The 22,289-nt window shown below is 40.6% G+C and carries 24 protein-coding genes and 1 pseudogene; 10 read left to right on the top strand and 15 right to left on the bottom strand.

The genetic code is table 11. From position 1 onward, the window contains the following. Positions 1-86 precede the first annotated feature (86 nt). On the top strand, positions 87-764 hold the full coding sequence (gene bioD, locus H0913_RS09875; protein WP_036947919.1) for a dethiobiotin synthase: 678 nt from the start codon (positions 87-89) through the stop codon (positions 762-764). A gap of 82 nt (positions 765-846) precedes the next feature. Here the strand turns inward: bioD and H0913_RS09870 are convergent, their stop codons facing one another. From H0913_RS09870 to H0913_RS09850, 5 genes are all read right to left on the bottom strand, one after another. Then, on the bottom strand, positions 847-1,218 hold the full coding sequence (locus tag H0913_RS09870; protein WP_006659792.1) for a DUF1283 family protein: 372 nt from the start codon (positions 1,216-1,218) through the stop codon (positions 847-849). 90 nt (positions 1,219-1,308) lie between these two features. Next, a complete protein-coding gene (gene ydfG, locus H0913_RS09865; protein WP_154603768.1) occupies positions 1,309-2,055 on the bottom strand; it encodes a bifunctional NADP-dependent 3-hydroxy acid dehydrogenase/3-hydroxypropionate dehydrogenase YdfG in 747 nt (248 codons plus the stop codon). Positions 2,056-2,174: 119 nt separating this feature from the next. Next, positions 2,175-3,803 carry a mucoidy inhibitor MuiA family protein gene (locus tag H0913_RS09860; RefSeq protein WP_181477184.1) on the bottom strand — a complete coding sequence of 543 codons (1,629 nt, stop codon included), beginning with the start codon at positions 3,801-3,803 and terminating at the stop codon, positions 2,175-2,177. Positions 3,804-4,037: 234 nt separating this feature from the next. Next, a complete protein-coding gene (locus H0913_RS09855; RefSeq protein ID WP_181477183.1) occupies positions 4,038-5,063 on the bottom strand; it encodes a quinone oxidoreductase family protein in 1,026 nt (341 codons plus the stop codon). Then, positions 5,060-5,287, bottom strand: coding sequence for a tautomerase family protein (locus H0913_RS09850; protein WP_154603771.1), 228 nt, complete (start codon positions 5,285-5,287; stop codon positions 5,060-5,062). Before H0913_RS09850 ends, H0913_RS09855 begins: the two co-directional genes overlap by 4 nt. Positions 5,288-5,438: 151 nt before the next feature. Here H0913_RS09850 and H0913_RS09845 point away from each other — a divergent pair, with 151 nt between their 5' ends. Next, complete coding sequence (locus H0913_RS09845; protein ID WP_154603772.1) at positions 5,439-6,347, top strand: LysR family transcriptional regulator; 909 nt, start codon at positions 5,439-5,441, stop codon at positions 6,345-6,347. Between the two features lie 86 nt (positions 6,348-6,433). Further along, positions 6,434-7,054, top strand: a complete 621-nt coding sequence (locus tag H0913_RS09840) for a LysE family translocator (RefSeq protein ID WP_181477182.1) — start codon at positions 6,434-6,436, stop codon at positions 7,052-7,054. A 70-nt stretch (positions 7,055-7,124) separates the two neighbouring features. Here H0913_RS09840 and H0913_RS09835 read toward each other — a convergent pair whose 3' ends face one another. Then, positions 7,125-8,246, bottom strand: a complete 1,122-nt coding sequence (locus H0913_RS09835; protein ID WP_181477181.1) for a cupin domain-containing protein — start codon at positions 8,244-8,246, stop codon at positions 7,125-7,127. Between the two features lie 462 nt (positions 8,247-8,708). Here H0913_RS09835 and H0913_RS09830 point away from each other — a divergent pair, with 462 nt between their 5' ends. Together H0913_RS09830 and H0913_RS18995 are read left to right on the top strand one after the other, a co-directional pair. Then, the gene (locus H0913_RS09830; protein ID WP_181477180.1) at positions 8,709-9,062 is read left to right on the top strand and encodes a type II toxin-antitoxin system YhaV family toxin; all 354 of its coding nucleotides are present in this window, start codon (positions 8,709-8,711) and stop codon (positions 9,060-9,062) included. 42 nt (positions 9,063-9,104) lie between these two features. Next, on the top strand, positions 9,105-9,359 hold the full coding sequence (locus tag H0913_RS18995) for an alanine-tRNA synthetase second additional domain-containing protein (RefSeq protein WP_220127905.1): 255 nt from the start codon (positions 9,105-9,107) through the stop codon (positions 9,357-9,359). Here the strand turns inward: H0913_RS18995 and H0913_RS09820 are convergent. From H0913_RS09820 to H0913_RS09810, 3 genes and pseudogenes are all read right to left on the bottom strand, one after another. Beyond that, positions 9,349-10,028: pseudogene (locus H0913_RS09820) on the bottom strand (ArsR/SmtB family transcription factor). The gene H0913_RS18995 and the pseudogene H0913_RS09820 overlap by 11 nt on opposite strands. Then, a complete protein-coding gene (locus tag H0913_RS09815; protein WP_181477179.1) occupies positions 10,021-10,440 on the bottom strand; it encodes an amino acid-binding protein in 420 nt (139 codons plus the stop codon). The pseudogene H0913_RS09820 and the gene H0913_RS09815 overlap by 8 nt, the downstream one beginning before the upstream one ends. Positions 10,441-10,442: 2 nt before the next feature. Then, the gene (locus H0913_RS09810) at positions 10,443-10,754 is read right to left on the bottom strand and encodes an antibiotic biosynthesis monooxygenase family protein (RefSeq protein ID WP_154603778.1); all 312 of its coding nucleotides are present in this window, start codon (positions 10,752-10,754) and stop codon (positions 10,443-10,445) included. Positions 10,755-10,975: 221 nt separating this feature from the next. Between H0913_RS09810 and H0913_RS09805 the strand changes: the two genes are divergently transcribed. Further along, complete coding sequence (locus H0913_RS09805; protein WP_181477178.1) at positions 10,976-11,692, top strand: sulfite exporter TauE/SafE family protein; 717 nt, start codon at positions 10,976-10,978, stop codon at positions 11,690-11,692. Here H0913_RS09805 and H0913_RS09800 read toward each other — a convergent pair. Together H0913_RS09800 and yjjJ are read right to left on the bottom strand one after the other, a co-directional pair. After that, positions 11,681-12,568 (bottom strand): LysR substrate-binding domain-containing protein, encoded by an 888-nt coding sequence (locus H0913_RS09800; RefSeq protein ID WP_181477177.1) that lies wholly within the window; start codon positions 12,566-12,568, stop codon positions 11,681-11,683. The genes H0913_RS09805 and H0913_RS09800 overlap by 12 nt on opposite strands. A gap of 48 nt (positions 12,569-12,616) precedes the next feature. Continuing rightward, positions 12,617-13,930, bottom strand: a complete 1,314-nt coding sequence (yjjJ, locus tag H0913_RS09795) for a type II toxin-antitoxin system HipA family toxin YjjJ (RefSeq protein WP_181477176.1) — start codon at positions 13,928-13,930, stop codon at positions 12,617-12,619. A 220-nt stretch (positions 13,931-14,150) separates the two neighbouring features. Between yjjJ and H0913_RS09790 the strand changes: the two genes are divergently transcribed. After that, positions 14,151-14,453, top strand: coding sequence for a putative quinol monooxygenase (locus H0913_RS09790; protein ID WP_154603782.1), 303 nt, complete (start codon positions 14,151-14,153; stop codon positions 14,451-14,453). Between the two features lie 72 nt (positions 14,454-14,525). Here the strand turns inward: H0913_RS09790 and H0913_RS09785 are convergent, their stop codons facing one another. After that, on the bottom strand, positions 14,526-15,413 hold the full coding sequence (locus H0913_RS09785) for a LysR substrate-binding domain-containing protein (RefSeq protein WP_154603783.1): 888 nt from the start codon (positions 15,411-15,413) through the stop codon (positions 14,526-14,528). Between the two features lie 212 nt (positions 15,414-15,625). Between H0913_RS09785 and H0913_RS09780 the strand changes: the two genes are divergently transcribed. Both H0913_RS09780 and H0913_RS09775 read left to right on the top strand, forming a co-directional pair. Further along, positions 15,626-16,048, top strand: coding sequence for a MerR family transcriptional regulator (locus H0913_RS09780; protein WP_154603784.1), 423 nt, complete (start codon positions 15,626-15,628; stop codon positions 16,046-16,048). A gap of 87 nt (positions 16,049-16,135) precedes the next feature. Then, complete coding sequence (locus tag H0913_RS09775) at positions 16,136-17,326, top strand: MFS transporter (RefSeq protein ID WP_181477175.1); 1,191 nt, start codon at positions 16,136-16,138, stop codon at positions 17,324-17,326. Positions 17,327-17,376: 50 nt separating this feature from the next. Here H0913_RS09775 and H0913_RS09770 read toward each other — a convergent pair whose 3' ends face one another. Next, the gene (locus tag H0913_RS09770) at positions 17,377-18,075 is read right to left on the bottom strand and encodes a DUF3592 domain-containing protein (RefSeq protein ID WP_154603786.1); all 699 of its coding nucleotides are present in this window, start codon (positions 18,073-18,075) and stop codon (positions 17,377-17,379) included. 90 nt (positions 18,076-18,165) lie between these two features. Continuing rightward, complete coding sequence (locus H0913_RS09765) at positions 18,166-18,915, bottom strand: DUF4184 family protein (protein ID WP_181477174.1); 750 nt, start codon at positions 18,913-18,915, stop codon at positions 18,166-18,168. Positions 18,916-19,207: 292 nt separating this feature from the next. Here H0913_RS09765 and H0913_RS09760 point away from each other — a divergent pair, with 292 nt between their 5' ends. Beyond that, a complete protein-coding gene (locus H0913_RS09760) occupies positions 19,208-20,302 on the top strand; it encodes a porin (protein WP_154603788.1) in 1,095 nt (364 codons plus the stop codon). Positions 20,303-20,369: 67 nt separating this feature from the next. Here H0913_RS09760 and gss read toward each other — a convergent pair whose 3' ends face one another. After that, complete coding sequence (gss, locus tag H0913_RS09755; protein ID WP_181477173.1) at positions 20,370-22,244, bottom strand: bifunctional glutathionylspermidine amidase/synthase; 1,875 nt, start codon at positions 22,242-22,244, stop codon at positions 20,370-20,372. Positions 22,245-22,289: the final 45 nt, after the last annotated feature.

Raw genomic sequence — 22,289 nt, 5'->3', positions numbered from 1 at the left:
TCATTTCCCCATTCCCATAAACTGAATTCATATCATTTTTATAGCATTTTGCTGACCTTAGTCTGTCACTTCAGGATAGAACAACCATGAACAATCTATTTATTACCGGGACAGATACAGATGTCGGGAAGACGGTATCAACACTAGCAATATTACAAGCACTTAATAATCAAGGTATTAAAGCCGTAGGGTACAAACCTATTGCAGATCAATGTATCGATACACCTGAAGGGAAGCGCAATAAGGATGCTCTTCTTATTCACCGTGTTTCGCAAGACCTTGTCTCGTATGATGAAGTTAACCCTGTCAGACTTGGCGATAATTACAGCCATGAAAACAGTATCGATTTTAATAAAATCAACAAAGGGTTAGACCACCTTCATGAGCAAAGCGACATAGTCGTTATCGAAGGTAATGGCGGATGGCGTTATCTTCTTGATGATAATACTTTTTATGCCGATTGGCTGAAAAAACAATCTGTTGGCGTGATCTTAGTTGTCGGCATTCAGCATGGGTGTGTCAATCATGCATTATTGACAGCTGAAGCTATTCGAGCGGATGGTTTACCGTTAGTCGGTTGGTTAGCCAATAGAATCAACCCAGGCTTGGCACATTACGCTCAAATTATTCAGCGTATGCAACAACATATTAATGCGCCATTACTGGGTGAAATTCCTTATTTATTGCGTCCTGAAGAAAAAGAATTGGGACATTATTTAGATGGTGAAAAACTGCAAGAGTTTGTTTCGGTTCCTGCATTTTAATCTTTATATAAATTTTAATTTAATATCTAAGCAAAAGGGCGCAAATAGCGCCCTTTATTTTACCGAGATATTCTATTTTCAACTATGGATTGATAATTGGACGGCCTGAGTTAACATCAAGGCAACGTTGAGTATTTGGCTCCCAATACGCATTAAGATTCAAACTTTTCTCACATTTATCTTTCGCATCAAATGCGGCATCAATCTTATCAAACTCTTTTTCGGTGCGGCGGTTAACTTTAGAACGCAGCATTTTAGTCTCATCCCACTGCTCTTTATCTTGTCGCGCCTGTTCTTTATTCAACGGGTCATTACTACCATTACCGACAGAAACACAAGTGCTACCCGCAGCGCATGATGTATTAGCTGCTTGCGCCGCATTAACCCACATCAAAGGGAGGCAGAAGCAGATTGCAGCCAGACCATTTTTGATAAATTTTTGTGACGTGCTCATGTAATTTCCTTTCGTTTCAATACTCGATCTATAGCCAGAGTATAACTAATAAACAATAATGCCGTCTTTATAGAATAGTACGAAAATTTATTATTGTTTATGTACGGTTAATCCAGCAAATGTTTGGCACACTGGCATTAATTCCAGTGTATTAACGTTCATATGAGCCGGAAGTGTTGCCACCCAATAAACTGTTTCCGCAATATCTTCAGCAGTAAGGGCATCCGCGCCTTTATAGGTATTTGTGACTTTTTCATCATCACCTTTGAAACGGACATTTGAAAACTCAGTTCCACCGACTAACCCAGGCTCAATATCGGTCACACGGATTTTTTTGCCCACTAAATCTGCACGTAATCCTAAGGAAAATTGTTTCACAAACGCCTTGGTTGCGCCGTAAACGTTGCCGCCTTTATATGGCCAAGATGCAGCTGTTGAACCAATATTGATAATGTGCCCGTGATTTTTCTCCACCATACCTTGCAGCACTTCATAAGTCATATTGACTAAGCCTTTGGTATTTGTGTTGATCATGGTTTCCCAGTCATCCGGATTTGCATCAAATGCGGGTTCTAATCCTAAAGCAAGCCCCGCATTATTGACTAAAAGATCGATGTTTTTTAAGTGGGAAGGCAAATTGGCGACAGCGTGTTGAATGGCTTTTCGGTCTTGTACATCCAGAGTTAATGGATAAAATTTATCACCCAATTCTTGATGTAATGCATTTAATCTTTCAGTTCTGCGTCCTGTCCCAATCACAGTGAAGTTATGTTGAATAAATTTGCGAGCAATAGCTTCACCAAATCCTGATGTTGCGCCGGTTACTAGAATAATCATTAGGTACCTCAGGTTGTTATCGTTGTTTGTTTTGAATCATTCTAACCTTATTATTAAGGGGCTTCCAAGCCCCTATTTAGTTCTTTTACACCGATAAAATAATTAACTTATTTAGCGAGTTATAATCCATTAATCTGCTTATTTTTAGGGTATTTCAGCGTATAACTTAACGGCAACTCGACCGTTTCTTGAGGTTTAAGCGTTAAATCCCATTCAATCTTATTCTCTGTTTCATCCAATTTTCCGCCCTTATATTCAGGGTTGAGCACTTTAATATCGGTATCTCTGCTCGTCGGGAGTTGGTCGTAAACAGATAGTTTAATGTCATTTTTCCGTGTATTACGCACCTTAATTAAGAAACTTTCTTTTTGCTCAACTGTGGAGCCCATAAAGGACGGTTTTTTACGCATAGCCGCATTATTCACACGAGAAATTTGAATGTTATCATCCACGCCGAATGGAATATCGAGAGTCTCAGTTAATTGCCCTGAATTTACGTAAAAATCACCGACATAACTGTTCATAAAGTAAATATTTGCAGGGCCATTCAGTAAATTCAGTGTATCCCAGTCATCAATTTGTGCTTGCAAATAGACTTCTTCAGCCATTTTTGGTGTTGATGTATAACGATATTTTGCGTCAATATCCGCTTGCTTAATGGTAATAGATTTTGCTTTAGGGGTAGAGGCTAAGCTAAAAGGTAATTCGATGTTGTAGCTGAGATTCACGCCATTGGTATTGGTTGACACATAGTTTGCCATACCCGGGCTGCGTTTTTTTACTGTAGAGAGTTCCGCTACTGGCGCGGGTGCTGCTACTTCCATATCCATGGTCGCGGACATTTTTTCGCTCATATAGCCTTGATTATATTGATCGTAAACTGACAATAGCCATGGTGCTAAAAATGGCGGGGTGATATTGCGTGTTGGATTGGCAGAGGAAAGGGTGAGTTTAACTTTATCCCAGTCCAAGCCTGTATTTTGAATAACATCAGCTTTATAGGTAATCTTGACTGGTTTATCAATATCTTTAGCGCGAATATCATAACTTGGAGACCAACCGGCATCGGGGGTGACATACGAGATTTGCATGTTAGTGCTCAAATTTTTGGGTGTATCAACCGTCAACACAATTTGCGTCTGCTCACCAATATTATCGGGAAGAATTCCTTCAAATTTTGCCTGCAATAATGCTTGTTTCTCTGTCAATTCATCAATCTGCTGCTGATACGCTAAGTTTTCACTCAATATCGCAGACATTTGCTTGCGAATAAACTCCAATTTAGATGCGGACTGCTCAAGGGATAATGTTGTTGTTTCACCAAAAAAACGCTGATCTTTCAGTAAAGCGAGTTGGTCATCACCCACTTTTATCTTGATATTAAGCTCTGAAATTTGTTTGGTTATCGCATCTATTTGTGTTTTTAAATTTGCCACTTCACCCGTGTAGACAGGTTCCACCGCGACGGTTTGCACGTCAATTGAGCGGATCAAAACATCTTCATTATCTAAGCTAATAGAAAGGCTTTTTTGATCAAGGTGGTCAGCAACATTGGTAAAAACCAGTTTACTTTCGCCTTGCGGTAAATTAACAGTGGCGCTATTCGTTAACTCAGCACCGCGTAAAAAGATCGTGGCTTGATTGAGCTTAAGAGGGTGCAAAAGCGGTGCTGATTCAGCAAATGCTTGCCATGACGCTAACGCCGATACAAATAAAATTCCTTTGGTGAATTTGCGAGTGACAAACATATTGATACTCCATTAGCTGGATAAATTAGTTTTCTTGATAGTTTTTAATCATATTGGAATTTAATCAGTTGAGATAACAGAATAAGCTTAAAGTAAGATTCTATTTATAACGAACAATCAGAAAGATTGGCTGATCTTTTGATTAGCTGTTAAAAAAGATGTTTTGATTTATGAGGATAGATAGGAATTAAACCACCGACTTTTATAGAGGTCGGTGGCTGAGACGAAATAATATCAAGGGATAAGTATAATTGCGCCACGTGCCTGGTTGTTTGCAATTCGCTCATGAGCATAAGCTGCCTGAGATAACGGCAACGTACTGTCAATCAATGGTCTGATTAACCCTTTTTTAATAGCAGGAAGCCATCTTGAAAAATCTTCTATATCGCCAACCAATGTTCCTCGCAGCTGTTTTTGAGTGAAGAAAAAGTTACGCACATCGATTGTCGCTTGCGTACCTGCCATAAAGCCCATTGAGACAATAATGCCTTCTGGCCGCACTACATTGATTGTTTTTTGAAGAATGTCGCCACCTAAGTTATCAATTGCAACGTCAACGCCTTTCCCTTCGGTCCATTCATGGATGGCGGAAACAAAGTCCTGTTCAGAGGTGTTAATAATAAAATCGGCGCCAAATTCTTTAACTGTTTCAACAGAGTTTGAATTCTGTACTGTTGTTACCACGCGAGCACCGAGTGCTTTCGCCACTTGAATACTCATCATCCCTGTACTTGACGCACCAGCCTGCACCAGAACGGTATCTCCGGCTTTAACTTCACCAACAATTTCAACAGAACGAATAGCAATAAGTAGTGGGACTGGAAGTGCAGCGATTTGTTCAACAGGTAAATCCGTATTATCAATCAGTAACCACTGCGCAGGTACGACAATATATTCCGCATAGGTCCCTTGAGTGTGAACTCCCGGAATAGCGTAACTACTGGCAACTGTCACTGGACGAATATGTGCTTCTGACGGCTCCAGTGGATAACCAGGCATTGAAATAACACGGTCACCAACATTAAATCCAGTGACATCCTTGCCCCAATTTATAACTTGGCCAACTGCATCAGAACCTAAAATATGGGGAAAGGTGATATCGGGTGAAATTTCACCTAAACGTACATAATGGTCAAGTCGGTTAGTGCCAATTGCCAGTGTTTTAACGAGCACTTCGCCTGAACCCGGTTGAGGCATTTTTAACTCTTCATATTTTATTTCTTCAGGGCCACCAAATTGATGAATTACTGCAGCTTTCATACTTTTATCTCCAACTTATCGTGAATTTTCGTTTTTCTAAGATCGGTTACGGTCTCCCCGCCAACTCCCCAGTTATCGGTTTTGATTTCATCAATTACGACAAAAACAGACGATCTCGGCTTGCCAAGAACCTGATTGAGCAGGGTGGTTGCACCTTCAATGAGGCGTTTTTTTTGATCGTCGGTGACACCTTCATCTGTCACTTTGATATTGATATAGGGCATTTTATTATTCTCTGTAGTGCCATCGACTGATTACAGAAGTTGGCGTTGTTGTACTGATGTTGCCTATGACAATAATTCATTACTTAAAATTGAAAAATAACCGCAGTGTTATTATAGTTTATACATTATGTAACTAATCTTTCAGGTGGCTATGCAACGCTATTTTGATGATATGCAAATGGGCAGTATCGAATTGTTCTGCCTTACCGTAGAAACCGGTAGTTTTACAGCGGCGGCTAATGCAGCTGGCGTTACACCAGCGGCTGTCAGTCGTTCTGTTGGCCGACTTGAAAAAAGATTGCAAACCCGATTATTTGTTAGAACGACACGCAGTATGCGAACAACCGACACGGGGCAACAATATTATTTGGATTGCAGAAATGCGCTGAATCAGCTCATTGAGGCCGAAAACAAAATCTCTGGGGAACATCAGGTTCCAGTAGGGATACTTCGGATTAGTGTTCCAACACTCTATGCGCATTATCGATTACTCCCTCGATTAAATCAGTTCTGTTCTCTGTATCCTCAGTTGAAAATAAATCTGGAGGTCAGTAATGAAAATATTGATTTTTCAGAGGATAACTATGATGTTGCTATCAGAGGAAGTGAGTTACATGATTCAGGATTAATTGCCCGTCGCCTTGAGGATGCTGAACTCATCATTGTGGCGGCACCTTCATATTTGCAGCAGCATTCCACACCCCATGCACTTTCTGACCTCATGCATCATGAATGTATTCAGTATTCCTTACCCAGTAGCGGTAGAAAAATACCGTGGACATTTCGTTCACAAGGGAATGTTGTAAAAGTAGAGACGACAGGGCGTTTGTTATGCCAGCAGGATTTTTTGGCCACTCTGACATTAGTGAAAAATGGTGCTGGCCTTATGCAAGTATATCGATTTACTGTCGAGCAAGAATTGCAACGCGGTGAGCTGGTAGAAGTTTTGCAAGAGTACGCAGGAACAACGCGTCCGTTTATTTTAATTTATCCCTATGCCCGTTATATTCCGTTGAAAACAAGAAAGTTTATTGAGTTTATGACGAGTAATGAATCGTAATGAAAGATAAGATTTCATCACTGATCGCCATGACTGTTGCAACTGTGTAAGTATTTCAGTAGTCTTAACTCTTTCGGAGATAGCGCATGTCCGTTACAGATTCTCTACTTGCTTACACTCTCGCAGCAACACTTCTCACCATAACTCCGGGTCTTGATACCGCACTCATTCTCCGTACCGCGGCCGTTGAAGGTGGCCGAAAAGCCTTCCATGCAGCGTTAGGCATTGATGTTGGCTGTTTTATCTGGGGCGCATTAGTGGCCTTTGGTTTGGGGGCTTTATTAGCGGTTTCTGAACTTGCTTATACATTGCTGAAATGGTGCGGGGCAGCCTATCTTTTCTGGTTAGGCATTCAATTGTTACTACGACCACGACAACAATTTAGCTTGAGTCAAGAAGTAAAAAATCCTGCAAGCAATTGGTTCCTAAGAGGGATGTTGGGTAATGTGCTTAACCCCAAAATGGGCATTTTCTATGTTTCATTTTTACCGCAGTTTATTCCAACCGGACATTCTCCTATAGGCTGGACATTTCTTCTGGTTACTATACACGTAGTGATTGGCACGCTGTGGTCATTAACGCTTATTGCCGCAACTCGGTATGCTTCTGGAATTTTGAAAAAGCCAGCGGTGGTTAAGTGGATGGATCGCGTGACCGGATTGTTGTTTCTATTGTTTGCCGCAAAATTGGCGATAAGTCGAAGATAGTTTGAAAGCAGGGGAACGCTGAAATAAAACACCCGTTTGCAGGTGTTTTATCTTATTAGGCTGATGTTATTTACTCTTCGAAATACCAATATCCCTGATTGATAAATTCGGTCAACTCAGCGACAAAAATTGGGTTCTCCAATGCTTCACCGAGCTCATTCATTCCGACTTCCGTAAGCTGGCATAATGCGTCGGCACCCTTTATTTCTGAGGTATCCCAACCATCTGAATTCACGAAAAAATAATCTCCGATGCGCATAACACGCAACCCACTTAGTCGTATCAATTTTTCACCGGCATTCAAAGTGCTCAGTACTTCTTCCGGCTGATACGGCGGTTCTGCAGGGGCAATATCCAGCTCATGGCGAGGGGTGGTTGCAAAACGGCCTAACCACTGTTCAAAATCACCGGGCTTGTTGACCATTTCAATCATCATTGCTCGTAGGCGTTCAACCTCATGAGATTCCATGGTTCCTGCATTTTTACTGACTTTCAGGTCAGGATCGCCATAATTTATTCCGCCCAAATCCTGTTCCAGCGCATAGTCTGCAAAACTACTCAGCAAATCGCGCCCAGTCGGGCCACGAAATCCGACAGAATAGTTCATGGTATCTTCGAAGGTGAAACCATCGTGAGGGAATCCCGGCGGAATATACAGAATATCGCCCGGCGCCATTTCTACATCAATAATCGGCTCAAACGGGTCGACATGCAATAATGCTGGATGTGCGCAAAACTGACGCATGGGAAGGGCGTCACCGACTCGCCAGCGGCGGCGTCCCATTCCTTGGATGATGAAAACATCATAGTTATCAATGTGTGGCCCAACACCACCGCCAGGCACCGAATAGGAGATCATCAAGTCATCAAGACGCCATTCAGGCAGTACGCGGAACGGTTTCACCAGTTCAGCGGCAGGCATATGCCAATGGTTGACGGCTTGCACTAGCAGCGACCATCCTTTTTCGCCTAATTCGCTGTAGTCCTCAAACGGGCCATGGCTCGCTTCCCATTTGTTATCAATAAAACTGACTAGGCGGCTGTCGACTTCCGGTTCCATCGCCAAACCGGCCAGTTCATCTGGAGTGATAGGATCGACAAAATCAGGAAATGCATTTTTCAATACAACGGGTTTTTTCTGCCAGTATTTTTCTAAAAATTCAGGCCAGTTAAGATTCAGTTTGTTAGCCATGTGACCACATCTATATGAGTAAATATAGCCAGTCATTATAGAAGTAATGTACCGCTATATTTTTGTTTGGCGTCAAACGTAGGGTGATAACTTTTGAGAGTAGTCTGTGCTTTAGTATTTTGGATGCTTCATTTGCTATTAAATAAAATCTTAACTTATTCATAATGCATTGAGGTGATCTGTCATTTAAAAGTACCGATGACAAAATGGGTAAGGAAGTTCAATCGTCAAAGTTAACAACGCCAGTATGATCCCCAAGCTCACATTTTAAATCTCATGGAACTTTAACTGGCGAACATGAAGCGACGGCTAAAAGCTTAATTGGTCATAGATAAAAGGCAGTTTAAGCGATAAACGAACCAACACGATTACGCTGGATTCCTTCATTTCACACTTAGGTTCGCATAATGCATATTATGTTAAATTGAATTAATGGGACACAATAACCAATAACTTCATGAGATGGACCCTTTCAATGATACTTATCAGAAAAAAGCTGACACAAAGATTTTAGCTCATCTGCTGAGATCAATAGCGAACATCACAAGTGATCCCCGCACCCCGGAATTCAGGCCGGGTAATGCCATCAGTGAGAAATACACGAACTGGTCCAGAGCCAAATTTGGTAATGGCCGGTACCGGTTATTCTTCCGATATAATTTCAGCCAAAAAATCATTGTTCTGGCATGGGTTAATGATGACAGCACACTGCGCACTTACGGCAGTAAAACGGACGCCTATAAAGTATTCGGTAAAATGCTGAAAAAAGGTCATCCACCGGATGACTGGGATGCGCTGCTTAAAGCCGCGAAGTAAATAATATCGGGGTTCTTTCATAGAACCCCAGCCTTTTATTGCTTGCTAGAAAGTATCACAAATCTGCTTCCCGATTTAGCCGTAAAGGCCAATGAAATCATTCTTGAGGATCATCAAATTCAGACTGGGTTTGATGATGAAATTAATGAACGTAGGTACTGGAAAATTGAAGGGTTTTCTAAAGTTCCCTGTGGCGGCACACACGTCAGATCCACAGCTGAAATTGGTACCATTCGGTTAAAAAGAGTGAATATCGGCAAAGGAAAAGAACGGGTCGAAATATATCTTAATGATTAATACCAAAGTATTTCGCAAACGCCCTACGCCCTTTTTCACTGATAGTCACTTCTCTATAACCCGCATGCCTGAACAGCCAGCCTTGCTTTTCGGCATGCACAAGAAAAGCCGCACCAACTTGGCCGCCTAAATGAAAACGTCGCTCACTCCAATCTAAACATGGGCAACAAACCTTTGTTGAATGCTTGAAATTAAAATCGAACCCCATTTTTCTAAAGCTCTCAATACCTAATAACGTAATCTCGGTTCCATTCTCAGTGAGCCAGTTTTGCTGCCTAAGTGCATCATAAATATGAACGGCCACTTCACCGGCCAAGTGGTTATAACAAGTTCGAGATTTTCTTAAGTTCGGCGGTGTCATTATTTTGGCTTGAGAGGCATTGCTTGCAGATAATCCCATGATACTTTCAATCATATTGGCAACGCTTTCATTCGCAATTCGAAAATAGCGATATTTTCCTTGGGAAATAACCGTGATCAGTTGGTTGTCCAATAACTTTGTTAAGTGACTGCTCGCGGTGATGCTGAAATTTCCGCAACTACGCCCAGCTCCGTTGCTGTCCACGCCCTTCCATCCATTAAAGCGCACAGTATTTTTACCCTAGAACTATCAGAAATAGCCGCTCCAATCGCGGCTATAGATAATTCTAATGTGGTGGTATCAGTCATTGTTGGTGTTTTTATGGTCATTCAAAAAATTCTCTACCGCCCAAGGACGCGTGATTAACTCAGCAATATCCACTTTATCGGTAATCAGTATTAACTGATTAGCATGGTCGCTATATTGCACTAAAATATTCACATCATGATCCGCTAATATTTGTGCTATTTCCCCTAGCTCCCCCGGCTTTTCCTGTCTTAATTTACGAATAATCGGTTTGTTAATTTCGACAGATAATCCCATCGATTCTAAAACAGTTTTCGCTTTTATCCCATCCTTAACAAGAAAATGTGCATGGCTTTTCCCATCGACGGTAAATACTCCGCCACCTTCCAAACCCACATGGTTATTACCTAATGTTTTTCCTAACAGCGCCAATTGCCCTGGTTTGCCGTCTAAAACCACATGAATATCAAACATTATTATTTATCCTTTTCAAACGCATATTCTCGAACCATATTAACAATACTGATTTTGTAGAAATCAAAAATCGTTTCGCGGCCTTCTTGTTGAGCATCCATGTGCAAAATATTTTGTTTCCATTGCAAAACTGCCGATTCGCTTTCCCACCATGACAGTGACAATATCTTGCCCTCGTTCGATAAGCTTTGAAAACGCTCGATTGAAATAAACCCTTCAATATCGCTCAGTAACGGCTTTAATTTTTCTGCTAAAGATAAATAACGTCCCTGTTTATTCGGTGCAATACGTGCTTCAAATATCACTGCGATCATTTTATGTCTCCTTGTTAACCGTTAAATAGGTTATCAATCTCGTATTAATATCACTTCGATAACCATCGAAATGACAAACATTGAGCGCAATAATAGCCATAATTTACTGAAAGCCTTGCTCTGTATTTTCCTTAGCTCCCCTAAAAATAATCCGTATAGGTTATTGTTATTTAATTGATTACCCTTTAAGCAATACTCATCAATTCAAAAGTGAACCCTATATGGCATTAATTTTAGTGATCTTTTTTTTTGCGGGATTTGTTAAAGGCGTTATTGGACTAGGCTTGCCAACACTATCTATGGGTTTGTTAACAACGGTCATGGAACCTGCTGTTGCCGCAAGTATTCTGATTATTCCATCTTTCGTCACCAATATATGGCAGCTTATGATTGGTGGTAAGTTTTTAAACTTAGCTCGACGATTTTACTTATTTATTATCGCTATTTTTATTGGCACTGTTTATAGCCCATTACCAAAATTGAGCTCAGCATCAGAATGGGTATTTCCTGCACTGGGTCTGATATTAATCATTTATGGACTGGTGGCCATGTTCCTCCCTAAATCGTCAATATCGAGTAAAAATGAACGATGGCTATCCCCACTAATTGGTTATATCACTGGGGTTATTACCGCAGCCACGGGGGTTTTTGTTATCCCTGCCGTTCCTTATTTACAATCATTAAATCTTAATAAAAATGAATTAATACAAACATTAGGTCTCGCGTTTACCACGTCAACAATTGCGTTAGCCATCTTATTAATAAGGGAAAATAGTAGTGAGACTATAGATTATTACACCTCTTCAATTGCACTTATTCCAGCAATTATTGGTATGTACGCAGGTCAATATTGTAGAAATTTGATTAGTGAAAAAATATTTAGACGCTGTTTTTTCTTTGGATTAATCGCATTGGGCGTTTATATGTTATTCAAGTAAAAACTTAACAAACTCATCCATATAACTCGGTAATTCATCAAATCTTCGGGCGCAAATATACAGTTTGCGCTTTGCCCATTCATCAGATAAAGGGATGATATTTCCTGGATATATTCCGATAAACCGAGATATTACTTGTCTCGGTAAAATGGCATAGCCAAGCCCTTCACTCACTAATTGCATCACCGCATCCATTGTTGCTAAACGCATACGATAATTTAATGTAGTTCCCAAGTTTTGTGCATGATGGTCAATATAATCCTGCAAAGCATTGCCTTGAGAAAGCCCAATAAAATCATGATGGTCAATTTGGCTGAGTGAAAAGATGTTTTGATCATTTAAATCGTTAGATTTAGATAATGGCGCGAAAACAACCAAGTGGTCATCACACAAGAACTTAAATTCCAAGTCATATAATGACGACGGATTTGCAACAATCCCTAAGTTTGCCATTTGATTATTGAGGCTACTGATGATTTTTTCACTCGGCATTTCACGGATCCCAACGCTAATATTCGCGTATTTTTGCAGATAGTCCGCTAATTTTTTTGGAAGAAAACCAGCTTGTGCTGAAGAATTGCATAATAAATCAATATACCCTCGTAGACCTTGGCTGTATTGTCGCAATTCACTGCGCATATGGTCGATTTGCAATAGCACCTGATTCGCATGATTTAATAATGCCAACCCTGCATTTGTCAGTTTTATCCCCGACGAAGAGCGCGTCAATAATAAAACACCAAGCTCATTTTCCATACCTCGAATACGTTCACTGGCTGATTGCAAACTTAAATTAGATAAATTGGCCCCTGCTGTAATACTCCCAGCTTTGTGGGTATTTACAAATAACCGTAAATCAACCATATCAAAACGCATAATCGCTCCGAAAATGTTTATAACCCATACTTAGGCTAAGTTTTAGCATCATAGCTCATCAGCAAGTCTTGATATCCGCGAACTGGCCTCATCGATGTGAACGCGTAACGTTTGTAAGCATAAAGCAAAGTTTTCAGAAAAACAGTCGCAATCATTGGCTAAAGTAAAAAACGTCTCAGCTAATTCCAACGCTTCCCGCCAAGTTTTTCTACTGATCCCCTCAAGTAGTGTTACTGACCTAAGAGTATTGACGATTTCACCACCCGACTTAGGCGCAAACCCCATAGGTAGGATATCGTAAGCTGGTGCAAGATGGTATGGACGGCCATGGCTACTAATAAACGATAGATTACCATGATGCATATCGGTATTACCGATAAGCATACCAAATGCCCAAAGCCGTGCTGTACTGGTGATAGCATCGGGATGTACATGTTTTTGCTTAACTAATTCATTAACCAACACAGGCCAAGGCTCCCTTGCCCGCCCTACAAATTCTGCATCCAGAGCTTGTAAAGAAAAAAGCCCTCGACGGCCGAGTAAACCAATGCGATCGAATCGAGGAATTTCAAGGAAGCGTTGACCTTCAAAATCAAACACCTCTGTTTCTACTCCCAGCACTTTTAATGCTAGATGCTCAGCTTGTAGCAGATCACGCCAACGTTCACTTACAGGGTTATCATCGAGAGCCGTAAATTTTACGATGACATGACCTCGTTCAGTGTAAGTACAAAATTTTGGTTGCTCACCGCCTGCGGATGAACCAGGAGCCTCACCCGAGCTAACCGCTCGCGCTAATGTTGGATACACCGCGGCTCGATCAACAGGAGTTGGTGCCTGCATTTCCAGAAATTGGTTTCTTGCCTGTTCCCCAATTAATAAGTTTCCTACTGCATCATGCCCATGAGCGAGCAAGGCTCTTATAATATCGGAGTCTGACCAGCGATCTGGGTTTGGCGATATTCCAAGTTGCGTTGAATAGGCGGATGCATAAGCTCGACCAAGGTATCCTTGTGGGCGCATATCAAATAGCCACCATGGTAAGCCATCACTATAAAGGCATACTCCATCAACCTGCTCCATAACAAATCCATCTGGATAAACAGGAATCAACTGACCTAGAGGTCGTAATGTTCCTTCTTCTGTGATGCGATAAATAGGAGCAGAATTAAACCCTCGAAACGTATCACGCAATGCATATTGAATAGAGGATGCAGCACCAATTCGGACAATATCGTCACCTAATACTTTTAGCGCTCGAGACAAAGTTGGCTGACTAATATTCATTATATCAGTTATTTGCCTTGCTGTTGTTGGTCCGTTACGGAGTAACTGACGTATCATCTCAGAGCGATTGGTCATGGTATTAGCCGCTTAATGAATAAATAAATGAATAGATGAATGAATAGATAATTTAGCAGCTATTTTCAGTATTGTCATCTTTCTGAGATCTCTAACTTTTGCTCTATCAATCATCCTGATATTCAGGATCCTGTATCAAAAATTATCTGATTTTTAAAATGAGCTTGATTATTTATATTGTCGTCTATCCCAAGATAAACAAAATAATTAAGGTTTAGATATGATTACCGCTATCGTAAAAGCGACTATTTTAGCTGATAAAAAAGATGAACTTAGGCGTATTGCAGACATTTTACAGTATGAATATTCACATAAAGAAACTGGCTGCCTTCAATATGAATCCTTTATTGATGGAGAAACATTTATCACGATTGAGCGCTGGGAAAACCAAGACGTTCTGGATATTCATTTAGCACAAGAACATGTCAAAAAATATGTTCCGTTAATGAAAGCATGCATTGAAAATGGCTTATTCAATGTGCAATTTATTCGTGGTGGTGAATTCAGTTTTATACAAATTTAATGTGCCAATCCTTTCGCGTGATGGAAATCTGTCTTTATATAAAAACTATCTTCATACAGAAGCCAATCTTCATCACGCGATGATTTTATCCGCAACAAATTCGGTAATCGTGTGATACAGCGATGCTACCGCTTCAGACATTTTTTCTTCAGCTCGATGCAAGTTAACGCCCATATACCCAACGTCTGGTAACTCAAATAAATCATAGAGTTGTAACGATGAAGGTACGCCAATTTCAGTTCTTAATGTAATACCTAAACCCGCCGCGGCAGCCGCCCATATTCCACTTAAACTTCCGCTAGTGAAGGCAATTCTCCATGGAATACCTGCTTTATCTAAAGCCATAATGGCTTTCATGCGCATAAGGCATGGCGCATCAAAGACCAATAGCGGTAACGGTATATTATTGTTCAGATAATATGAAAGATCGAACTTCGGGGAGCCAATCCAACGTAGGGATAATTGACCTAAAGACTCACAAAATGCCGTTTCATCATTACCATGCCAACAAAGCACGAGATCCAGTTTATTCTCTAATATTGACCGAATAAGCGGTGGGTTTTGCGTGACTGTTGCTGATATTTGCACATCAGGATGCGCGCGAGAAAATTGGCTCAGCACCGGCGGCAAAAGTACTTCACCAAAATCCTCTTGAAAACCGACCCGCACTTCCCCTTGAAGGCCACATGCAGCTAAAGCAGAACTCGCTTCATCATTTAACTCTAACAACCGGCGTGCATAGCTAAACATGATTTCCCCGCGCGGTGTTAGCACTAAATTTCGACCTGATTTTTGAACTAAATCAGTGCCAGCTTGTTGTTCAAGTTTTTTCAATTGAGCGCTAATGGAAGATGTAGAACGCCCTAACCGCGCAGCCGCTAATGCAAAGCTGCCTAATTCAATCCCTGTAACAAAGGAACGTAAAGCGTCAGAATCAAAGGTGAGCGGTCTTTTCGGCATTTAATCATCCTGATAATCAGTATTATTATTTAATAATAATTCATTTTTATGAAACGATAATAACCACTGAATCGATATTTTTAAAGGAAGAAGCACAGACAACGCAATCATCTGTCTCGTCATTGACTATTTTGGTGTACATTTATCAAAGTAATTCCAAGTCCGAATTTATCTCCATTAGCTATAGGATACTCATTTCAAGGTCAATCATCATGAAAACGCTCACTATTACTCGCGTTGCTGAATTAACCGGCCTTACCTCTGCAACTATTCGCTTCTATGAAAGCAAAGGTTTGATTCAACCGATTGGCCGAAAAGGTTTAACTCGGTTGTATGCCCCTGAAGTTCTTACTCATCTTTCCCTTATTATTCTGGCTAAACAGGCTCAATTTTCACTGGATGAAATAGCAAACATGCTAAATCGCCTGCCAGAAAATGGAATTGAACGCCCTATTTTGCGAGAAAAAATAGATGAAATTGATCAGAAAATCCAAGAACTCCAAAAGCTTAAACAAGGGTTACAGCATATCGAACAGTGCTCAGCAGATAACCATTTACAGTGCCCTAAGTTCCAAAAAATTCTCTCTACCAGCTTAAAACAAAATATCGCAAAATTGGCCAAAAACCTCGCTTGACTTAAAGTTAACTTGAAGTTGTATCATCCGGCATATTCGTTTTCTCCCTCTACTATTGTTGATTTTTATGAACAATAAGGAATGATTATGCCTCGCTCAGTTTTTTGGCTCGCCGCCGCTCTCGCATTATTTACAACGGGTAATGCCCTCGTTCTTTCTGTTGCTGTGCTGATTGGTTCGCAATTAGCGGATGACCCAGCCTATGCAACCATCCCTCTATTGTCACAATATATTGGCTTGATTTTAGCCTCCATTCCCATGGCGCATTTCATGATGCGATTTGGCCGTCGAGCTGGCTTTATGTTGGGAAATATTGGTGGATTAATGGGCGCAATTTTCGCTATTTCAGGTATTTACACTCAAAGTTTTTGGCTATTTTCTCTGGGAACTTTTTTTACAGGTATCGCGATTGGTACAGCTCAACAATATCGCTTCGCCGCTTTAGAAGAAGCACCAATTGCTCTGCGTGCAAAAGCCATCGGATTAGTCATGAGTGGTGGTATTGTCGCGGTATTAGTAGGGCCTACATTAGCGATGTCAACACGCACACTTATTGCCCAATATCCATTTATGGGCACCTTCGCGGCACTGACGATCATTTATATTTTGGCATTTATACTTTTATTAATGATCCCGTTAACAACTCAGCGTAAAACGACATTTTCTGCAGATGTTCCACAAGCGCGTTCATATTCAAAACTCTACTCTCAACCATTACTTATTTTAATCGCTTTCGTTAGCGCAATAAGTTATGCCTTGGTCGTTTACATGGTCGGCGCATTTCCATTGGCAATGAAAGCTCAAGACTTTACATTCACTTCCATCGCCTTTGTTTTCCAATGCCATATTTTAGGTATGTTTGCCCCTTCCTTTTTTACAGGACATTTGATCAGTCGCTTTGGCGTAAAACCTTTCTTGTGGTTGGGAATAGCCTGCCTGATGGTGGCGAATTTATTAAATTTAACGGGGGCCAGTTATACGCACTTTTTAATATCAATGACACTAGTAGGACTTGCCTGGAACTGTATTTTAATTGGCACCACACACTTATTACCGCGAACATACCGCGATCATGAACGAGGTAAAATACAGGGAATGACCGATTTTCTTATTTTTGGTTTTGGTGCTATTGGCAGCTTATTAGCGGGAGTCGCCTTTTATTTTGTCGGCTGGCAAGTGACCAATATGATTGGATTTATTGTTGGCGTGGCTATTTTTTCCGTGATGCTATTGCTTCGTCGTAGTATGAGTGAAACACCCGAATTGGCTAAATCTTAGTGTAAAAATAACCGCCTCGAACCTAAATTCATCGAGGCGGCTAACCTTCACTATTTCATTTTTGGTAGGAAGCTTATATCCATATAATATTTATTGGCATTATTCTTATCGAGGTAAATTGTGACTGTTTCTCTATCAATATATGGCGATGGGTCAAAATAAATATTTTCACTCTTATAACGCTTGATTGTATTCGTGCTTTTATCATGCACATCCGCCAAAATTTGGTATGGCGACTGCTTGTTTATCTGGATCATCGTATTTTCTTCAACCCCAGTAATTTTTACTTGGATTGGTGTACCTTCACGTAATAAGCGCGTATTTTTCTTTTTACCTACCATACCAAAAGCAAACGGAACACCGCCAATTAATGTAAATACAACGCCGAAAATACCACAAAAAATACTTAACGCGTAAATTCCAAAGAAAGAATTAATCACCGCATCATGGGGGTTAGTTGGATCATACAACACATCAATAGATTGCCCTATGCTGCCACGATAGCTACTGCTACCCATGGAAGAGCGAAATTCAATTTTTTGATTATCTTGCGTCGTAAATTCAATAATCGGGAAATAGCTTTTTGATTTATCCTCTGAAACACTGACATCCAGATCAGTCACAATCCCTGTTGTTTCTACCCCATTTTTTGTCATATTCATGCTGGAATAGAGCGAGAATGCGGTACCAAGCAGAAATAGGATCCCAATCACTAAAAAAACCGTAAATATGATATTTTTAATCTTCACCCTTGTATTCCTTTAGTTGAGTTTTCATTGGCTTCTATTATGGAACAAATCAATAATTAATTTCAGATAAGTGTGAATTAATGGTGATATTTAAGACTGTTTACCGTACTGATGGAAATTTACCCATATCCCATAAATAACTAAACCACCAAAGAAAAATGGCACCGTCATGGTAAGTTCTAAATAAACGAAGCGGTTAAAGTGAAAATTGGGTAATTTGGGTGTGAGGTAATAGGCAATCGGCAGTGCGAATAGTAAGGAAGCAGTCCCAATCCCTATTATCTTTTTGAGTTTTTGGTTATCAATGTTTTGCTGTACTTTTGTCTGCTTTCGATAATATCGCCAATATTGATAACTTAAATAGAGCAAACCTAGTAATGAACCTGAATGTTGTAAAACTTTATAGATAGCAATTTCTTGTTTATCAGTCATGGATAAATTGAATTGCAAAAATGACCATGACCGCACCATCGTGCCCGTATCATGAGTAAAAGAGTCCCAAACAATGTGCGTTAATGCGCCAATAAAGAAAGATATAGCGAGAATACAAATACTGAGGATAGACCAGGCCTGTGTTTTTTTAATCACAAAAGGTATAACGGTTGATAATGGCGAAGCCAGCTTCAGAATAATGACATAAATAATAAAGCAAAGAGGTAACCCAATAGATAGCCATCCCACAATATGATGAGCTTCTGAAGCTAATCGATACAATCCAAACGAATATAATAAATCTGGGCTCAAACTCCCAAGGATCATCGCAGGTAAACTTAGCCATTTTCCCAAGAAAGAATGCTTAATAGGAAAAACAACAGCAGGATGAGAAAACGTCCATGGCATCAATTATTATCCTTCTATGACCATCTGGTATGCATCACATTCTAAATGTTGCCGTTCCAGTTCACTATACGATAATCCTGAAATCCCCTTCCTCCATCCGCACTCCCCAAATAGCGGTTTTACGAAATAATTTGCGAGTAGTTATATTTAGTTCAGTAGAATCGACTTATTGAATGATTCTCATTTAATTATATATTGCCTGAATTGATACCTTCCGTTGATAATAAGCGCGGTTTATTTCCTATGCATACACAAAATCAACTGTTTTATACGTGGTTTAAAGGGTTTTTATATGAAATACAGTAAATTAGCAACACTTATCACAACTCTGGCAGTCGCAGGCGTAGCTAACGCGGCAGAAGTTTATAACAAAGACGGCAACAAGTTTGATGTCTATGGACAAGTTGATGTTCGCCACTATATCGCCGACTCAAAAAGTGGTGAAGATGGTGATGATTCACGCGTTCGTTTAGGATTCCGTGGTGATACTCAAATCAACGACCAACTCACAGGTTATGGCCGTTTTGAATGGGAAACTCCAACCAACAAATCAGAAAGTGACCATGAAAATCAAAACCGTTTAGCTTATGCCGGTTTAAAATTCGCTGATTTTGGTTCTTTGGATTACGGTCGCAATTATGGTGTGAACTACGATGTCAATGCATGGACTGACGTTCTCCCACTTTGGGGCGCGGATACCATGGATCAAGAAGATAATTTCATGATGGGACGCAACCGTAACTTGTTGACTTATCGTAACAATAACATGTTCGGCTATGTTGATGGCTTAAGCTTTGCCTTGCAATACCAAGGCAAAAATGGCGATCAGAATAAATCCTCTGGTGAAGATGCACTAAAAAATAACGGTGATGGTTATGGTTTATCAACCGCTTATGAATTAGGTTACGGCGTCACCTTAGGGGGAAGCTATGCAAACTCAAGTCGCACACCAAGCCAGCGTGATGGTGCTATTGGAGCAAAAGGCGAACGCGCGCAAGTGTGGAACGTCGGGGGTAAATTTGAGTGGGAAGACCTTTACATCGCAGCTATGTATGGTCAAGCACTGAATGCAACTCGCTACGGAGAAGATGATGCCGAAGCCGTTGCTAATAAAACAGAAAACTTAGAAGTTGTTGCGACTTATACCTTAGATTTCGGTTTAACCCCTTCAATTGGTTATAACCAATCTAAAGGGAAAGATCTTGGCGAATATGGCAGCAAAGATTTAGTAAAATACCTGGCTGTTGGCGCAGCTTATGAGTTCAACAACAACATGTCCGCCGTCGTTGATTACAAAATTAACTTATTGAATAAAAATGAGTTCACTCGTGATCACAACATCAATACTGATAATGTCTTAGGTCTGGGTTTAGTGTACCAGTTCTAATCTATATCTCGAAAGTGGCGCTATCTTCAGTATTAAAGATAGTGCCATTTTTTTGCTTTTATTCTTATTAGCCTTGCTTCAGATAGTCATCGTCTTCAAGCACCCAAAGCGGTTCTATGTCGCTGTCCTTCTTAATGACTAAAGAAGGATCAGAACGTAAACATGCACCACCATAATGCCCTCCCACAGTGAATGTGCAGACCTGAATATAACGTTCTGCCACTTTCGGTAAACACCATAATTGCTGATAAACATTCTCTTGATGGGCAAATTGCCCACAAGTTTCATCCAGAATATCGTCTTGATGATCAACCAGACCAATATTATTACCACAACGCCCTGCGATAGGCTTCACGGCATACCCTGTTTGGCGTAGCTCATCGTTAATTTCAAAATCCGTATCCAATAAATATGGATGATGCGGGAACAGTGACCATAGAATCGGCAGGATTGATTTATTTCCAGGGATCACCGTCCATAACGGTTCAAAAACACGAATTTCTGGACGCAACAGCACATCAATCAGCCGGACATCATTATGATGAGGGTGACCGGTTAAGATAGGTAGACCAGAAAGGTCACTTTCGCTCTCTTGGCGTAACTGCTCCAGAGCGGTTTCCCATGCCCATGTTTTCCATACACATTGAAGCACTCGCCCTTCACCATCCACCACTTGGCCAGTTTCATTCCAAACCAACTCATCCAAACCATGGATGATTTTGCATTCAAAACCTGCTGCCGTGATGGATTGAGCCATAAATAGCGCATGATAATCCTCTTCACTATCTTTATCTTGCATGATGTGAATAAACGGTTTTGCAGTAGTGTGTTTCCATGTATCCGTAAGTAACTCTTGCAGACGCCCACCTGGATTCCAGCCAGTGCTGAGCCCCCCTATTTTTGCCCACTTATCAATAATTAGTCCTGTTTCAGTGTGGCAAGATGCTGAATCCGCATTGTATTCATAAACTTTCAACCCTCGATGGTCCATACAAAAATCAAGGCGACCCGTTACCATATCATGACGGCGGTTTTGCCATGATAAACGCAAACGTGGCCAGAGAATTTCGGGGATATTGAAAAGTTTCAGTAAGTTGTCATCTTTGAGGACTTTTTCAGTCGCATGCAAATACATCAGATGAACTTCATTTGTTGCCTGCATTAGTTGATTTTCGGCAGTACTGGAAATCGTGAAATATTCATGGGGATTGGCATTCAATTTATGCCCATGGTTAGCCTTTATATAAGCTAATTCAATCGGGTTAGATTCATCTAACCAGCTTTGATTGAAGTTGATTTGGCTACCCAACTGAGCCGCGTGCAGCTCCATTAATTGTGGATTAATTTCAGGTTCTTTATAAGCATACTGGTTATTATCCGTTTGTATCATCCAACCGAGGATCGTCGTATCGGTGAATGTATCAGACAATGTATAACTTCCATTATCGACGCTTAGAGGGAGTTCTCGGGTCCACTGCTGTCCGGCAGGAAGTTTATGGTGTAAAACATTTTGTTCCACAATTCGCACTTTATTCTCAAGCACATGAGTGATCACAGCAACATGCCCAGTATGCTCAAATTCACCACCTTCCGCCCAAATCAGTAAACTTCCTGCAGTGGGTTTCATTTGGCTGCCATTTTGATACGCGCGCAATGGCAAGATACCGTCATCCACTACATGACGTAAGAAACGTAATGAAAAAATCTCATATGCCATGCCAACATCGGTGAATACCACACCATAATTGAGATAGAGAAAGCGACGAGCGAATTCAACGCATTGCCATTTATATCCCATATATTCATTATTGATATAACTGCGAAACGAGATATCGTCCCGTTCACCTAAATCGGGAATGGAACTGTAATTGGAAGAGTAAATTGCAACACCACCGGGGGCGTAGCCAAGTAAAGTGCCAAACGGTTCGTGTTCTTCTGTCATGACCAGACTCCTATTACAGCTCACTGATATTATTTAAATTGCAAT

Source organism: Providencia rettgeri (assembly GCF_013702265.1).
Lineage (GTDB): Bacteria > Pseudomonadota > Gammaproteobacteria > Enterobacterales > Enterobacteriaceae > Providencia > Providencia zhijiangensis.
Note: the sequence above shows the minus strand (reverse complement) of the source record. Positions and strands in the feature narration are given on the sequence as shown.

What these genes read in the sequence shown, in the direction of transcription:
- H0913_RS09780 (WP_154603784.1), top strand. Translation starts at nt 15,626, where the DNA reads ATGAAAACGCTCACTATTACTCGCGTTGCTGAATTAACCGGCCTTACC.
- H0913_RS09775 (WP_181477175.1), top strand. Translation starts at nt 16,136, where the DNA reads ATGCCTCGCTCAGTTTTTTGGCTCGCCGCCGCTCTCGCATTATTTACA.
- H0913_RS09760 (WP_154603788.1), top strand. Translation starts at nt 19,208, where the DNA reads ATGAAATACAGTAAATTAGCAACACTTATCACAACTCTGGCAGTCGCA.
- H0913_RS09805 (WP_181477178.1), top strand. Translation starts at nt 10,976, where the DNA reads ATGGCATTAATTTTAGTGATCTTTTTTTTTGCGGGATTTGTTAAAGGC.
- H0913_RS09830 (WP_181477180.1), top strand. Translation starts at nt 8,709, where the DNA reads ATGGACCCTTTCAATGATACTTATCAGAAAAAAGCTGACACAAAGATT.
- H0913_RS09765 (WP_181477174.1), bottom strand. Translation starts at nt 18,915, where the DNA reads ATGCCATGGACGTTTTCTCATCCTGCTGTTGTTTTTCCTATTAAGCAT.
- H0913_RS09790 (WP_154603782.1), top strand. Translation starts at nt 14,151, where the DNA reads ATGATTACCGCTATCGTAAAAGCGACTATTTTAGCTGATAAAAAAGAT.
- H0913_RS09840 (WP_181477182.1), top strand. Translation starts at nt 6,434, where the DNA reads ATGTCCGTTACAGATTCTCTACTTGCTTACACTCTCGCAGCAACACTT.
- bioD (WP_036947919.1), top strand. Translation starts at nt 87, where the DNA reads ATGAACAATCTATTTATTACCGGGACAGATACAGATGTCGGGAAGACG.
- H0913_RS09815 (WP_181477179.1), bottom strand. Translation starts at nt 10,440, where the DNA reads ATGTTTGATATTCATGTGGTTTTAGACGGCAAACCAGGGCAATTGGCG.
- ydfG (WP_154603768.1), bottom strand. Translation starts at nt 2,055, where the DNA reads ATGATTATTCTAGTAACCGGCGCAACATCAGGATTTGGTGAAGCTATT.
- H0913_RS09810 (WP_154603778.1), bottom strand. Translation starts at nt 10,754, where the DNA reads ATGATCGCAGTGATATTTGAAGCACGTATTGCACCGAATAAACAGGGA.
- H0913_RS09835 (WP_181477181.1), bottom strand. Translation starts at nt 8,246, where the DNA reads ATGGCTAACAAACTGAATCTTAACTGGCCTGAATTTTTAGAAAAATAC.
- H0913_RS09800 (WP_181477177.1), bottom strand. Translation starts at nt 12,568, where the DNA reads ATGCGTTTTGATATGGTTGATTTACGGTTATTTGTAAATACCCACAAA.
- H0913_RS09845 (WP_154603772.1), top strand. Translation starts at nt 5,439, where the DNA reads ATGCAACGCTATTTTGATGATATGCAAATGGGCAGTATCGAATTGTTC.
- yjjJ (WP_181477176.1), bottom strand. Translation starts at nt 13,930, where the DNA reads ATGACCAATCGCTCTGAGATGATACGTCAGTTACTCCGTAACGGACCA.
- H0913_RS09860 (WP_181477184.1), bottom strand. Translation starts at nt 3,803, where the DNA reads ATGTTTGTCACTCGCAAATTCACCAAAGGAATTTTATTTGTATCGGCG.
- H0913_RS09870 (WP_006659792.1), bottom strand. Translation starts at nt 1,218, where the DNA reads ATGAGCACGTCACAAAAATTTATCAAAAATGGTCTGGCTGCAATCTGC.
- gss (WP_181477173.1), bottom strand. Translation starts at nt 22,244, where the DNA reads ATGACAGAAGAACACGAACCGTTTGGCACTTTACTTGGCTACGCCCCC.
- H0913_RS09855 (WP_181477183.1), bottom strand. Translation starts at nt 5,063, where the DNA reads ATGAAAGCTGCAGTAATTCATCAATTTGGTGGCCCTGAAGAAATAAAA.
- H0913_RS09850 (WP_154603771.1), bottom strand. Translation starts at nt 5,287, where the DNA reads ATGCCCTATATCAATATCAAAGTGACAGATGAAGGTGTCACCGACGAT.
- H0913_RS09785 (WP_154603783.1), bottom strand. Translation starts at nt 15,413, where the DNA reads ATGCCGAAAAGACCGCTCACCTTTGATTCTGACGCTTTACGTTCCTTT.